A 15,294-nucleotide genomic window follows, 5' to 3' on the forward strand; every position below is an offset into this window, starting at 1 on the left:
TCATGGAAAACGCAATAATATTAGCCTCAGGCTCTCCGCGCCGCAAAGAGCTGTTACAACAGCTTGGTTATGAATTTTCGATTTTGGTTACCAATGTCGAAGAAGCGCGTCAAGCGGATGAAAGTGCTTACGACTATGTGGCACGCTTATCGCAAGATAAAGCGCAGGCAGCCTTATCTCAGAGCCCAAACAGCATTGTTGTTGGCTCTGACACCATAGTGGTATGCGATCAAACGGTGCTTGAGAAACCGAGTGATTTAGCGCATGCCAAGCGGATGCTAACGATGCTCTCAGGCCGAGAGCATCAAGTGATGACGGCAGTAACGGTCGTCAGCGCAGAAAAACAACACACGGTTGTCGTATCAACCGACGTATGGTTCAAACACCTGTCAGAGAATGAAATAGAACAATATTGGCATACAGGTGAGCCGTGCGATAAAGCTGGTAGTTATGGTATTCAAGGGATCGGTGGACGCTTTGTTACTCGGATAGAAGGGAGCTACCACGCCGTGGTAGGACTGCCATTGTTTGAAACTGACCAGCTGCTGCAAAAATTTTTATAATTCAGATTGAGGTGCGCTCATGAGTGCAGAGTTGCTGATCAACGTGACCCCGAGTGAGACTCGTGTGGCCATGATTGAAGGGGGGACCCTACAAGAAATCCATGTGGAACGTGAAGCAAAGCGCGGAATTGTAGGGAATATCTACAAAGGAAAAGTCAGCCGAGTGCTGCCGGGCATGCAAGCGGCGTTTGTCGATATTGGATTAGAGAAAGCGGCTTTCTTACATGCCTCCGATATTGTCCCGCATACTGAGTGTGTGGCGGAAAACGAGAAGCAACAGTTCCAAGTACGCGATATCTCAGAGCTTGTTCGTCAAGGGCAAGATATTGTGGTGCAAGTTGTCAAAGACCCATTAGGCACTAAAGGGGCCCGTCTGACGACGGATATCACTCTGCCTTCCCGCTATCTTGTCTTTATGCCAGGAGCAAGCCATGTTGGCGTTTCCCAGCGTATTGAAAGTGAAGAAGAGCGCAATCGACTCAAGAAAGTGGTTGGCCACTATTGTGATGAAAATGGTGGCTTCATTATTCGTACCGCGGCTGAAGGCGCGTTGGATAAAGAACTTTCGCAAGATGCGGCTTTTCTCAAGCGCTTGTGGTTGAAAGTGATGGAGCGCAAAGCCAAGTACAAAACTCGTTCAACGCTCTACGGTGAGCTGGGTTTATCGCAACGAATTCTACGTGATTTTGTTGGTACTGAGTTGACCAAAATCTTAGTCGACTCCCGTCAGGAGTTCGAAAATCTCAAAGAATTTACCTCTGAATACGTGCCTGAGCTAACGGAAAAGCTTGAGTTGTATGAAGGGGATAAACCCATCTTTGATATGTACGATACCGAGAACGAAATTCAGCGCTCTTTAGAGCGTAAGGTCGAGCTCAAGTCGGGTGGTTATTTGATCATCGATCAAACGGAAGCAATGACGACCGTTGATATCAATACAGGGGCGTTCGTCGGTCGACGTAATCTCGAAGAAACTATCTTCAATACCAATGTCGAGGCAACCCAAGCGATTGCTCGTCAGCTTCGTCTGCGTAATCTAGGTGGCATTATCATTATCGATTTTATTGATATGGCCTCAGATGAGCACCGTAAGCGAGTACTTACCTCTTTAGAAGCGGCATTAGACAAAGATCGAGTGAAAACCAACATTAATGGTTTTACTCAGCTAGGTTTGGTTGAGATGACGCGTAAGCGCACCCGTGAAAGTATTGAACATATCCTCTGTTCTACCTGTCCAACTTGTGAAGGGCGCGGTAGTGTTAAGACTGTCGAGACGGTCTGCTATGAGATCCTGCGTGAGATTACACGAGTGAATCGAGCTTACGACGCCGATAAATTCGTTGTGTATGCATCTCCTGCTGTGGCGGATACCTTACATGGTGAAGAGTCGCATGCGTTAGCGGAACTCGAAGTCTTTATTGGTAAGCAAGTTAAAATTCAAGCTGAGCCTCTTTATATCCAAGAGCAGTTTGATGTCGTTATGATGTAAAGGTTATCTGTGAGTTCGACAACAAGTCGTTTGATTAGGTTTCTACTATGGGGAGCCGTTACGGTATTGGTACTTCTTGCCATCGCTGTGACGGCTTTGCGTATTACGTTACCTCAACTTAATCATTTTCAACAACCGATTAAGAGCTGGATCAGTGACCGTTCTGGGTTCGACCTAGAAATCGCTGAAATAAATGGCTTTTGGCGTAACACCCACCCCTCGATATCACTTCAAGGGGTTCAAGTTCATACTCCCGAAAGCAGTGATATCAATTTCAGCGCTAACAAAATTGAAGTTGAACTCGATTTAATCCAGTCATTGCTTCAGCAGCAGCCAGTGGTGGCGGATCTGAGCATCCATCAACTGGAACTCGACATGACTTCTGTCGAGACGGTAAAAAATGAGCAAGATAAGCCTGTCCTTGAACCTACTGGCTCACAAAAAGATGTGATTCAGCAGTTAGACTCACTGCTTCTTCGCCAACTGGATGACTTTTCATTGCTTGATTCAATCATCTTGTTCCAAGGAATAGATGGCGCAGATCGCCAGCTCGATATCGCGAAGTTGCGCTGGCAGAACAATGGCCGCCATCACTTGGCTGATGGGGAGATCAGTATTGCTGATAGCCGTATTAACTCTGCTCTGGTGAAAGCAAACTTTGTGGATAATGGCTCCCTGACAGATGTCTCGGGGGAGTTCTATCTATCAGCACAAAACGTCTTGGTCACCCCTTGGTTAACTGAGTACCTCAAAACGGAAACCGGAATTGAGAAAGGACAACTTAGTTTCAACGGCTGGTTAACCCTACGACACTCGAAACCCGTCAACGCCTACCTAGAACTAGAAGCGTCAGAGTTAATTTGGCATGAGGGGCAAACCCATGAGCTATTTATCGAGTCTGGAGTCTTGGAACTCGATCCAACCGAACTTGGCTGGCAAGTTAATGCTCACTCACTTAGGTTACGTACCGATGAAACTGAGTGGCCGGAATTGGATATGGCGTTTGATTGGCAGCCTGAGCAGTGGCGATTAAATGTCTCTCAACTAGATATCGCAGCGATTACCCCTTTAGTTAAGCTCGCCCCAGAGTCGATGCAAACCAGCCAATTACTCGAAACACTCTCCATTGGCGGCTTAGTCGAGGATGTGCGTATTTCCATGGGAGACGACACCGACAGCTTGCGCTACTCAGCAGAACTGTCAGAGGGCTCCATGGCGCAGTGGGAATTGTTGCCTGGTTTACATCACTTATCGGCCCAAGTAAGTGGGGACTTACATCAAGCCCGCGCTAAGGTGTCATTGATTGATGATGTACTGCCGTATGGTGATGTTTTCCAAGCGCCACTGAACATCAAACAAGGTGAAGTGGACATCGTTTGGCAGCGAGATGCATCGGGATGGCGATTATGGGCCGATAAAGTCACCGCAGCCACGCCTGACTTACAAGTGTTAGGGGCCTTTCGATTAGATTTCCCTAACGGTCAAAGCCCGTTTTTATCCTTCTATGCCGAAGCTGACCTCTACAATGCTGGTGAAACTTGGCGCTATTTACCCACTCTTGCTCTCGGACAAGACCTAACCGATTATTTATCAAGCGCTATCCAAGCCGGTAAAGTCAATACAGCAAAACTGCTCTGGTATGGTGAGTTGGCACAATTTCCTTATCAAGCTAACGACGGCATGTTCCAGGCTTGGGTTGGGCTTAAGCAAGCAAAATTCAGCTTCGATACGGCTTGGCCGCCCATTACTGATTTGCAGCTCGACTTATTGTTTCAAAATGACGCAATGTACTTGGACTCGCACAGTGCCATCTTGCAAGACGTAAAAGCCAAGCGAATCACTGGCCGAATTCCTGAGTTAGCTGAAGGTGGACATATCGAAATTGAGGCGAGCGCGGTTGCACAAGGCAACGCGGTTCGTGATTACATGAATACCACGCCTTTGGTTGATTCGGTGGGCGCAGCGTTAACGGCTGTTCAAGTTAAGGGGCCAGTTAATGCCAATTTCCAACTCAAGATCCCGTTTAGCAGTAAGCAGGAGCCACGAGCATGGGGCTATGCGGATCTGAACCAAGCGCAGGTTGAGATTGAAACTCCACCAATCAGTTTGAGCGATGTCAGTGGTCGGATTGAGTTCGATAACGATGTTGTTAAGGCGGCGGGTCTATCTGCACAGTTGCTCGAACAAGCTGTCGCGATAGATTTCTCAGGTGAAAATGTCGCTCAAGGGTATGGTGTCGATATTGATGTTGTGGGGGATTGGGACATTGATCCCATTGGTCCATACATCGGTAAAAAATGGACCGATCCTCTCGACGGCCATGCACCCTGGCGTATGGGTGTCGACATTCAGCTTAATGACATCGGCTTTACTTATCAAATCGATACCAGTGCAGATTTACGCATGGTGAAGAGTCATTATCCATACCCATTAAACAAAGACTTTAAACAGTCTGGCAAAGCTCGCCTTCAGGCTTCGGGAAACCAAGAAAGTATTACGGCTCGATTGCAGTTACCCAACTTAAAGTATCAAACTGAAATTGATATTCGTCCGGACATTCCTGTGCTGAAAGCAACCAACTTGGTCCTGGGGAAAGGCAGTTTCAAAATCAGTCCTGTAGCTGGGCATCATGCCCAAGTGCGCAGTGCTCAGTTTGATTTAGACCGTTGGATTGAATTTTTCACTGCACCAGAGCCCGAACCGGCCACTTTGAGTCGGACTAAGAGCCCACAAATACCCATGCCACAGCGGGTTGATATGACGGTGAAAGAGCTGACTTTGGCTGGTATTGAGTGGAACGACGTTGATTTTTCAGCGAAGAAGAAAGGCCTGGGCTGGTATATGAGTCTCGAGAGCCAAGAGGCGTCTGGTGAGGCGAGCTATTTGGCGCCCTACGACTTGTCCGTTGCACTAGAGCGTCTACATCTGTTTATTCCAGCGCTGGATAATGAGTACAAAGACAAATCATTGTTTGAACCGGAAACTCGAGACTTGCCTTTGATCAGTGAATTTGACCGCAAATTCCATGAGCAAGTGCCCAATATCACTTTGACAATCGATGACTTTTGGCTGCAAGGCTACAAGGTCGGCAAAACTCATATGGATGTGCAGCGTCAAGGTGACAGCATAGAGTGGAAAAAGCTCTCGTTTGAAAGCGGCAGTAATAAAGTGGATATGAGTGGTTCTTGGTTACTCAAAGGGGATCAGAGTCATACCAAGCTCAATGTTGATATGTCTGGCGATAACAACAGTGATCTGATGGAACGATTTGGTATTTCGTCGGGTATTCAACGGGCTCCGTTCCAAATGAGCTCGAATGTTGAGTGGGACGGCGCGCCTTGGGCAATGAAGGTGAGTACTCTACAAGGTAATGTGAGTACCGCGTTGGGTAAAGGCGTTATTTCAGATGTTAGCGGTGCAGCTCGCTTACTGGGGTTATTCAGCCTTGATTCGATTATTCGCAAAATGCAGTTGGACTTCACAGACGTGTTTGATGAGGGAATGGCATTTAACTCCATCACAGGGAGTGGCCAGATTAAAAATGGAGTCTTCCTAACCAACGATATTCAGATGGACGCGGTGGCGGGTGAAATGTCGATTCGTGGTTTAGCCAACCTTAACAGTCGTAGCGTTGATGCGGAAGTAAACTTCGTACCTGATATCACCTCTGGAATTCCGGTATTAACCGCTTTTGCTGTAACCCCTCAGACTGCCTTGTATGTATTGGCGATCACCACCGTAATCTCGCCGGTGGTAGAAGTCTTTACTCAGGTTAATTATGAGGTTAAAGGTCCACTGGATGCCCCAGTTGTTAAGGAACTGTCGAGAAGTAAGGGCGAATTCAAACTGCCTAAGAGTTTGCGTGAAGCAATAGAATAAGGAGTAAAACTCATGGAACGAGTTGGTTTGATACAAATGACTTCTGGCGCAGATGTGTCGGAGAACATCGCTTATATATCGAAGCAGGTTATCGCACTCGCTGATGCGGGTGCTGAGCTTATCGTCGCGCCAGAAAACTGCGTCGTGTTTGGTAGTCGAACCGATTACCATCAAGCAGCGGAGCAGATTGGGCAAGGAGAAATCCAGCACCAATTGGCGCAATTGGCAAAGCAGTGCCAAGTCTGGCTGGTAGTGGGCAGCATGCCGATTCGCCGTTCCTCTGGTGTTACGACAACCTGTTTGGTGTTCAATCCGCAGGGAGAGTGCGTCGCAGAGTATGACAAGCTACACATGTTTGACGTTGATGTGGCGGATGGTCACAGCCGTTATCGAGAGTCAGAAACCTTTACTCCAGGCTCACAAATTGTGTCTCTCAAAACCCCGATCGGTCATCTAGGGCTTACAATTTGTTATGATGTGCGTTTTCCTCAGTTGTATAACGAGTTAGCCCAACGTGGCGCCGATCTGATTCTGGTTCCCGCCGCATTTACGGCTGTCACGGGAGAGGCGCATTGGCAAGCGTTACTGAGAGCACGCGCGATAGAAAGCCAAAGCTGGGTCTTGGCTGTTAACCAATGCAATATTCATCCTTGCGGAAGAGAAACGTGGGGACACTCAATGGTGATCTCCCCTTGGGGCGAGGTGATCGCAAGTTTAAACAATCAGCCTCAAAATCTGGTGGTCGATATCGATCTCAATCAAGTACAAGAATTGAGAGCAGCGATGCCTGTGCTTAAACACACCAGGTTTGACAATCATTTAAAGTGTAAGAGCGAAGTATGACAATTAATCATGTAGAAGACGCGTTGCTAGGGGCCGCAGGCCTGACGGAGCAAGATGTTGCAGATACCTTAGCAAGTATGGCGACGCGCCAGATTGACTATGCTGATATCTATTTCCAGTCAAGCTGGCATGAGTCATTGGTGCTGGAAGATAGCATCATTAAAGATGGCTCGTTCAATATTGATTGTGGTGTGGGGGTTCGTGCCGTAACGGGTGAAAAAACGGGCTTTGCTTACTCAGACCAAATTCAGCTCGAAGGGTTAAAGCAAAGTGCCATTGCGGCGCGAGGCATTGCTCAACACGGTCAAAATGCGACTGTACAGGCGTTTAAACGTACAGATAACCAAACGATTTATGATGCAGTAAACCCATTAGCAAGCTGGGAAAAAGTGCAAAAGACACAACTGCTAAAAGAGTTAGATGCATACATTCGTACCAAAGAACCATTGGTAAAAGAAGTGTCGATCAGCATCAGTGGGGTTCACGAGCAAATGCTGGTGGCCGCAACTGATGGTACTTATGCCGGAGATGTTCGTCCATTGGTTCGCTTGTCGATCAGTGTTCTTGCACAGCGAGGCGATCGCCGTGAGCGTGGCAGTGCTGGTGGCGGTGGTCGTTTTGGCTATGATTTCTTTTTGTCGGAAAATGATGGCGTGAAAGTGGCTTATCATTTTGCCGATGAAGCGATTCGTATGGCGCTTATCAATTTGGAAGCCGACGCAGCGCCTGCTGGGGCAATGCCAGTGGTCCTTGGCTCAGGTTGGCCCGGTGTATTGCTCCATGAAGCGGTTGGTCATGGCTTAGAGGGTGACTTTAACCGTAAAGAGTCTTCTGTATTCAGTGGCAAGGTAGGGGAGAAAGTGACCTCTGAGCTGTGTACGATTGTGGATGACGGTACGTTGAAGGATCTGCGTGGCTCACTAAATGTTGATGACGAAGGTGTCGTTGGTCAATACAACACGTTAATTGAGAATGGTGTGTTGAAAGGTTACATGCAAGACAAGCTCAATGCTCGCTTGATGGGAGTCAACCCAACAGGTAATGGACGACGTGAGTCGTATGCCCATTTACCAATGCCTCGTATGACAAATACTTACATGTTGCCGGGTCAGCATACGCCAGAAGAGATCATCTCAACGGTTAAGAAAGGTCTGTACGCACCAAACTTTGGTGGTGGTCAGGTCGACATTACATCGGGTAAGTTTGTCTTCTCAGCATCTGAAGCGTATTTAATTGAAGATGGCAAGATTACCCGACCAGTAAAAGGGGCAACGCTTATCGGCTCTGGTATTGAAGCAATGCAGCAAGTCTCTATGGTCGGAAACGATTTGAGCATTGACCGCGGCGTCGGTGTCTGTGGTAAAGCGGGCCAAAGTGTACCGGTTGGTGTTGGTCAGCCTACCTTGAAGTTAGACTCACTGACCGTGGGCGGTACTGAGTAAATCATTCAAGCGGCATGACTAGAAATAAATAAGGGTTGGCACTAAAGGCCAACCCTTATTGTTTCTGAATTGAGTTAGATACCGTCTCGCTCAATTGGACAGCTCATGCAGCGCGCACCACCACGACCGCGGCCAAGTTCATTACCAGGAATGGTCAGTACTTCAATACCTGCTTTGTCGTATTTTTCATTGGTGTAGACGTTTCTCTCGTAGCCAATAACTACGCCAGGTTTAACGGTGAGAACGTTGTTGGCGTCATTCCACTGCTCACGTTCAGCTTCATAGCTATCGCCACCCGTTGTAATGATCTTCAGGTAGTCGACGCCGAGTGCTTGTTCAATGGCATGAATATAGCTTGGCACCTTTTCTACCTTCATTTCACCGTCATCTTTCGCGCTGAGACGCCAAGTCTCGAGATCTTTACGCATGATTTCTGGGTAAACAGAGAAAGTATCAATATCCATATGTGTCATGACCGTATCTAGGTGCATGCAGGAACGGTGTTTAGGCAGATCAATCGCGATCACTTCTTTGGCTTGACCATTTTTGAACAGGCTAGCCGCAAGATTTTCAACACCTTGAGGCGTAGTACGTTCAGACATACCAATGAGTACCGCCTCTTTACCAATCACTAATACATCGCCGCCTTCGATGTTGGCGTTATCGTAATGCAGATCCTCGTCGCCGAAGTACTTAATAAAGTCCTGACCAGCAAACACAGGGTGCCAGCGATAAATGGCCCGCAAGTGATTGGTTTCACGCTGGCGAGCTGGCTTCATCATAGGGTTTAGTGACACACCACCATACACCCAGCATGACGTATCGCGGGTGAATAAATGATTAGGCAGTGGTTCAATGACGAAATCCAATGGGCGATGCATTTTAGGTAGCATCGAAGAGGATTGAATCGGTAGCTCGGAATAGGCGAGGCCACCTAATAGCACTGTCGCTAAGTGCTCGTTATCCATATCAGCGAGATATGCGCGTAAGTCGCGGGCAAAAATGGGCCCGTAACGTAGATCAGAGATTTGAGTGTTGAGTAACCAGTGTTTTGCCTCAGCCACTGCCAAGGTTTCGACTAATAGGTCGTGAAGGAGTAGTACCTCAACGCCTTGCTCGGTGAGAGTTTGGGCAAACTTATCATGCTCTTCCCCTGCTGCTTCGACAGCAAGTACATCATCAAAGAGTAGCTCGTGACAGTTAGAGGGAGTTAAGTGGGTCAGCGCTCGCTCTGGGCGGTTTAACAGGACTCGTCTTAACTGGCCAACTTCAGAGCCTACATACAGCTTACTCATTTTGTATCCTTACAGTGTTTTCCTGAGCGTATTTATGACAAGGTTGTGATCAATATGCAAGCAACCAGAGTGGAGCTAAATTTTACAAAATCAACTAAAGTTGGTTTTATATGTTAACTGGTATTTGTTTTTGTTTATAAACAACCAAAATTGATAATTAAACTGAAACGGAACGAACTGACTGGCTATTCGCTTATTGCTTATGCTGTGAATGGTGAACATTGTCATCAATAGAATAGCTATGCAAAAAAGCGGAGAAAGCGAAACAATTAAGCGAGATTTATGCAAAAAAGGGGCGACTGAGTATATGCATAGGAAAAAAATAAAAACGCATAATAAAAACCAAGCGATAGTGGCTGCGAGCAATACAAAACTCTAAATCACCCAGATGATAAAAAATTGTTAACTTTCTCAGGGTGTGAGCTTGATCGTTCTTTGACGTACCAACATCAAGGCTAAAAGATCCCGATCTTCTGCTATTCCGGGTAGTATTTTCGTTGGATCCATGCGATAGTCCGTTGCGTTAAATTATGATCATTTTTGCCACTATCTGGAGCACAATCTATGTCTCATGAAGATGAATATCTATCAGTCGAAGAATTAATTGAGATTCAAAAGGAAGAGACTCGCGACATCATTCAAGCGTTACGAGAAGATGGTAGTGATCCAGATGCGCTGTATGAAATTGAACACCACTTGTTTGCTGAAGACTTTGATACGCTGGAAAAAGCCGTCGTTGAAGCGTTTAAGATGGGCTTTGAAGTACTAGAAGCGGAAGAGACGGAAGACGAAGACGGCAATAAGCTGCTTTGTTGTGATGCGACGATGGAGTCGGCACTTGATGCTGAAGCCATTGATGCGCAAGTCGAGAAGCTGATTCATTTAGCTGAAAAGTACGACATTATTTATGATGGCTGGGGTACTTACTACGAAGGTGAAGATGCCCTATACCCGGAAGAAGACGACGAAGAGTAATTCCGTCAGTTCATATAAAAATGCCAGTCCAAGTGACTGGCATTTTTGTATCTTTATCTCAATCGCTTGATTATAATCGGGTGGAATTTGATCTAGCTCAATATCTCGATTGGTACTCTCATCTATGCAGCTTTCACTCGCCGGCCTTTGGCAAATCTCACCGCTTACAGATTTATCTGTTCCCCAAGACGATATTAGCTTTCCGGCGCCATTGAGCGATAAGCTACCAAAGGCGTTGTCGGAGCAAGAGATCGCTCAGCAAGAGTGGCACTTGATGCACGATATTGAAGTGGATGACGCTATGCTCTCCTTTCCATCGGTGGATCTGATTCTGGGTGGTGTTGATTACCATGCTGAAGTTCGTCTTAACGGCATCGCTGTGTTTGATTGCGACGGCTCCCAAGCCGAGTACAAGAAAGACATTCGTGCCTATCTACAAAAAGGTCGTAATCGATTTGAAATCTTGTTTTTAGAAGAAGAGGAAGATCTCTTATTTGCCGACGACCAGGTTGAGCTGTGTTCTTTGGGGGAACAGGTCTACAAGCCGTTCGATTCCCGTATTGGCATCTGGCGAGAGCCCTATTTGCAGTTCATTCGCCATGTTCGTTTAGAACATATTTCGACAGAACAGATTTGGCATCACGGAGGGGGATGTGAATTTATGGTCGATCTCCACTACACAACATACTCTCCGGGGTTGGTCTCCGCATCAGTGAAGTTCAATGGCATGACCTACCACTTGCCCATCGATGTTCGTAGCGATCATGCGAGTGCATTGTTTCAAGTTGAAGCGCCAATCTATGCCGATCTTACTGCGCCGGATCCAGCGGATTTGTATCAGCTAGAGGTGATGTTGGATGGCCAAGTTCAGCGCTTCAACATAGGCCTAAGTAAAGACCTATGTGTCACACACTTCCCGCTATAAAGAGTGTTGTTGTCTAAGCGTGAGCACTATGCCAGTGAGTAAACTGGCCGTGGTGCTTGCGTTGCCATACTTTCTCGTGGAAATAGTACGCCACGGTATTTATGCTAGGCTCAATGGCAGCCATGATGCCACCGACGAATGCGTCACCAGTCAGCAAATACACCACGCCAAACGCGACGCTAAAATGAACCACAGCAAAACTGGTTGTCTTGATTTTGGCCGAACGCGCCAAGGTTTTTAGTGCCTTGCTACGGCTCCAAACTTGTTCGTGGAAGTAGAATGCAACGGTATTAACGCTTGGTTCTATCATCGCGATCAGACTGCCTAATAAAATATCTCCAGTCAGTATGTATGCAACACTGAACGCAATCGTAAAGTGAAGTGCAGCAAAAGTAAGCGTCTTTTTCATGATGAAGCCCAATCGTGGTTGTTTCGATAAGACTATTATTGAGAATTATTCTTATTAGTTAAATCTGCTTGATGCTATTAATTTGATAGGTTTTATCGATTAAAAAAAGCGCGGTGAACGCGCTTTTTTCATGTTGGGCGAGTTAAGCTGCGTACTTAGCCTTGCGGTTTCACCACCATTACATTGATTGGTGAGTTTTGAACGACTTTACTGGCCACTGAGCCGAGCACAACTTTATCGATCTTCGAGCGTTTGTGGCTTGGCATAATGATCAGGTCTGCGCCTAACTTTTCAGCATAGTCTAAGATGGTTGAGTACGTTTTGCCTTCTGCGACGTGCGCTTTATATACCACTTCCTCTGGGATGTGTTGTGAGGCAAACAGCTTTAACTGAGCTTCAACATCATCACGCATTTTCTGCGCAGCATCTTTAGGGAAGTAGGTGGCTACCATAGACATGTGAATGCCAGGCAAAACATTCAATAGGTGAACTTGCGCGTTCGCATGCTTCGCGTGCCATACCGCTTGCTCAATGGCTTTATCAGAAAAACCTTTGTCATTTAAATCGACTGGAACAAGAATCTGCTTGTACATTGTTTATTCTCTTTGGCATTGCTTCTTACTTGAAGCTGAATAAATGCGTCCTTAACTAAAGTATAGCCCCGCAACACAGCGGGGCTGACAAACTTACGCGCTCAATTCATCCTTACGAGCTCGTCTTCTTTGATTCATCGCTAGACCAATCAAAATTAGCAAGGCTGGAACAAATACCCACTCTTTCATTGGTCGATCGGCATCAACCACAACAGAGCGAATTTCCCAGTCAAAATCAACGCCGGCAGATTCAGCTGGACTACCAAACTCAACCATATCAACAATCATGCGACCATTGTCATTGTTGAGCATCAGGCCCATTGAAGATATACGTTCATCGGCGCTTGCTGCAGTATCATCGAACGGCAGGCGAACAGTCTTAGAGACAAAGTCGCCTTCTAGGTTCTCACCAGCGACTAACAGTTCAATTTCTTGACCTACAGGTAGCTGTTCAGTAATCGCTGCGATCTCTGTACCTGGGTGAAGTACCTTCGCCGGATAAATCTGATCCCACCAGAAACCAGGGCGGAAGAAAGTAAACGTTAGTACCAAGAGTAATACCGTTTCCCACCATTTGTTCTTAGTAAACCACCAACCTTGTGTTGCCGCTGAGAATATCAGCATAGCGATCACTGAAGATATGATCGTGAGCATTAAATGCCACCACGAGTCGATTCCCATCAACAATAATTGCGTGTTGAAGATAAACATGAACGGCAGAATAGCTGTTCGAATATCGTAAGTGAAGCCTTGAATACCCGTACGGATTGGATCGGACTTCGCTATCGCTGCCGCTGCAAACGCTGCCAAACCTACTGGTGGTGTATCATCGGCCAAAATACCAAAGTAGAACACAAACAAGTGGACAGCGATCAATGGGATGATTAAACCACTTTGCGCACCAAGGGTGACAATAACTGGCGCCATCAAGGTTGATACAACGATGTAGTTCGCTGTTGTTGGCAGGCCCATACCCAAAATTAGACTGATAACTGCCGTAAACAGCAACATCAGGATGATGTTACCGCCAGAGATAAACTCAACGAAATCAGTCATCACTAGACCGATACCTGTTAGCGTTACAACACCTACAACCGTACCCGCGGCCGCTGTTGCAACACCGATACCAATCATATTGCGGGCACCGGTTACTAAACTCTCTAGCAGGTCAATAAAGCCTTGTTTCGTTTGTTCAGCAACCGAACCTTGCTTAGACAGTGCCGCCATCAAAGGACGCTGAGTCACCAAGATAAAGATCATAAATACCGTTGCCCAGAATGCCGATAAGCCTGGCGAGAAACGTTCAACGGTTAGACACCACACCAAAACAACGATAGGCAGCAGGTAATGCAGGCCAGATTTGATCGTTGGTCCCGGTTCTGGAACTTCTGTCAGTTCGGCATCGATCTCAATCGCCCCTTCTTTGGCGTACTTAGCTGAAATGCTGACTAAGCCAACGTAGGCGATGAGTAGAGCAACCGTGACGATTGGTGTTGCTGCTTCGCCGAATACATCTTTGGTCCAGCCGACACCGTAGTAAACAACAGCACTGATAACGCACAAGCCTAGAATCGTCCCGGTGAACGAGAGCAGGCTTTGCACAACGGTAGGAACGCGGCGGCGTGGAAGCCCCGTCATACCTGCTTTACAGGCTTCTAAGTGAACAATATAGATCAGTGCAATGTAAGAGATCAGTGCCGGTAAGATCGCGGCTTTAATCACTTCTACATACGAGATACCCACATACTCCACCATTAGGAATGCCGCAGCACCCATGATAGGAGGGGTAAGCTGACCATTTGTCGAAGCGGCAACTTCGACAGCACCTGCTTTAGTTCCCGGGAAACCAACACGTTTCATTAAAGGAATGGTGAAGGTACCAGTAGTAACGACGTTAGCAATAGAAGAGCCTGAAACCAGACCTGACAAACCAGATGCAACGACGGCAGCCTTTGCAGGACCACCTTTCATATGGCCAAGTAGTGAGAATGCCACTTTGATAAAGTACGCACCCGCACCCGCGCGCTCAAGCATGGCGCCAAACAGGACAAAGAGGAATACGAACGACGTTGAAACGCCCAGAGCGACACCAAAGACCCCTTCTGTGGTCAGCCACAGGTGTGACATCGCTTTGTTTAGGCTTGCCCCTTTGTGCGCGATAACGTCTGGCATGTATGGGCCACCAAAGGTGTAAAGCAAGAATACCGCTGCTACAACCATGAGAGGTGGACCTAATGCGCGTCGAGTCGCTTCAAGAAGCAAGGTCATACCCATCACGGCAACCACAATATCCATCGTTGTTGGCGCGCCAGAGCGTTCCGCAAGTTGGGTATAGAAAATATAGATATAGGCGGCAGCAAAGCTTCCTGCTAGAGCCAAAACCCAGTCCACTGCAGGAATGCGATCTCGAGGTGAGTTCTTTAATGCAGGGTAGGCGGTAAACGCCAAAAAGACCGCGAACATCAGATGGATAGAACGCGCTTCAGTATCATTAAGTACGCCAAAATCAAAAATGAACGGCAGGGGAGATGCGTACCAAAGTTGGAATAGTGACCAACATAGTGGCACAAACCATAAGATACGGCCTGGAATTCCGCTAGGGGAACGAGCACCAGTATCGGCTTGAGCGACCATATCTTGCACATCTTGAGACGGAGATGTTGTCTTCGACATGTACTTTATCCTTGTTATATATGGCTCAATGTGTGTTGTTATTTATGAACCTGTATTTTGCATCTTTCAGTTTAGTGAATAGATGGAATATTGCTCAGTTGTCTGTTTTCTTAGGTATAAAACGAACAAGAGTTTCAAACAGTGAAACTCAAAATAGATGGCGGCTTAGATGCCACGAGATAATGACCAGGGAAGCACGAAGCTTCCC

Annotated in this window: 11 protein-coding genes; 7 read left to right on the forward strand and 4 right to left on the reverse strand. The window is 46.9% G+C overall.

Features of this window, described 5'->3' with window-relative positions; all coding sequences use genetic code 11:
• Window positions 1-2 precede the first annotated feature (2 nt).
• Genes RH45_RS03130 through tldD form a run of 5 tightly spaced genes read left to right on the forward strand, consistent with a single transcriptional unit; the run spans window position 3 to window position 8,216 of the window.
• Entirely contained in the window at window positions 3-563 is a 561-nt protein-coding gene (locus RH45_RS03130; protein WP_008073733.1) for a Maf family protein, read from the forward strand.
• 19 nt (window positions 564-582) lie between these two features.
• A complete protein-coding gene (rng, locus tag RH45_RS03135) occupies window positions 583-2,052 on the forward strand; it encodes a ribonuclease G (protein ID WP_008073735.1) in 1,470 nt (489 codons plus the stop codon).
• A 9-nt stretch (window positions 2,053-2,061) separates the two neighbouring features.
• Complete coding sequence (locus RH45_RS03140) at window positions 2,062-5,931, forward strand: YhdP family protein (protein ID WP_008073736.1); 3,870 nt, start codon at window positions 2,062-2,064, stop codon at window positions 5,929-5,931.
• Between the two features lie 12 nt (window positions 5,932-5,943).
• Window positions 5,944-6,774 (forward strand): carbon-nitrogen hydrolase family protein, encoded by an 831-nt coding sequence (locus RH45_RS03145; protein WP_008073739.1) that lies wholly within the window; start codon window positions 5,944-5,946, stop codon window positions 6,772-6,774.
• Window positions 6,771-8,216 (forward strand): metalloprotease TldD, encoded by a 1,446-nt coding sequence (tldD, locus tag RH45_RS03150; protein ID WP_008073741.1) that lies wholly within the window; start codon window positions 6,771-6,773, stop codon window positions 8,214-8,216. The genes RH45_RS03145 and tldD overlap by 4 nt, the downstream gene beginning before the upstream one ends.
• Before the next feature lie 74 nt (window positions 8,217-8,290).
• Here the strand turns inward: tldD and arcA are convergent, their stop codons facing one another.
• Entirely contained in the window at window positions 8,291-9,511 is a 1,221-nt protein-coding gene (gene arcA / locus RH45_RS03155; protein WP_008073743.1) for an arginine deiminase, read from the reverse strand.
• A 564-nt stretch (window positions 9,512-10,075) separates the two neighbouring features.
• On the opposite strand from arcA, the gene rraB reads away from it, so the two are divergent.
• Both rraB and RH45_RS03165 read left to right on the forward strand, forming a co-directional pair.
• Entirely contained in the window at window positions 10,076-10,486 is a 411-nt protein-coding gene (gene rraB, locus RH45_RS03160) for a ribonuclease E inhibitor RraB (RefSeq protein ID WP_005472754.1), read from the forward strand.
• A gap of 124 nt (window positions 10,487-10,610) precedes the next feature.
• Window positions 10,611-11,411 carry a glycosyl hydrolase 2 galactose-binding domain-containing protein gene (locus RH45_RS03165; RefSeq protein ID WP_008073749.1) on the forward strand — a complete coding sequence of 267 codons (801 nt, stop codon included), beginning with the start codon at window positions 10,611-10,613 and terminating at the stop codon, window positions 11,409-11,411.
• Window positions 11,412-11,424: 13 nt separating this feature from the next.
• On the opposite strand, the gene RH45_RS03170 is transcribed toward RH45_RS03165, so the two are convergent.
• The 3 genes from RH45_RS03170 to RH45_RS03180 form a co-directional block, all read right to left on the reverse strand.
• Window positions 11,425-11,820 carry a DUF2061 domain-containing protein gene (locus tag RH45_RS03170; RefSeq protein WP_008073750.1) on the reverse strand — a complete coding sequence of 132 codons (396 nt, stop codon included), beginning with the start codon at window positions 11,818-11,820 and terminating at the stop codon, window positions 11,425-11,427.
• A gap of 155 nt (window positions 11,821-11,975) precedes the next feature.
• On the reverse strand, window positions 11,976-12,413 hold the full coding sequence (locus RH45_RS03175; RefSeq protein WP_008073751.1) for a universal stress protein: 438 nt from the start codon (window positions 12,411-12,413) through the stop codon (window positions 11,976-11,978).
• Between the two features lie 93 nt (window positions 12,414-12,506).
• Window positions 12,507-15,086 (reverse strand): TRAP transporter permease, encoded by a 2,580-nt coding sequence (locus RH45_RS03180; protein WP_008073755.1) that lies wholly within the window; start codon window positions 15,084-15,086, stop codon window positions 12,507-12,509.
• Window positions 15,087-15,294: the final 208 nt, after the last annotated feature.

The sequence above is a fragment of the Vibrio sinaloensis DSM 21326 genome (assembly GCF_000189275.1).
Taxonomy (GTDB): domain Bacteria; phylum Pseudomonadota; class Gammaproteobacteria; order Enterobacterales; family Vibrionaceae; genus Vibrio; species Vibrio sinaloensis.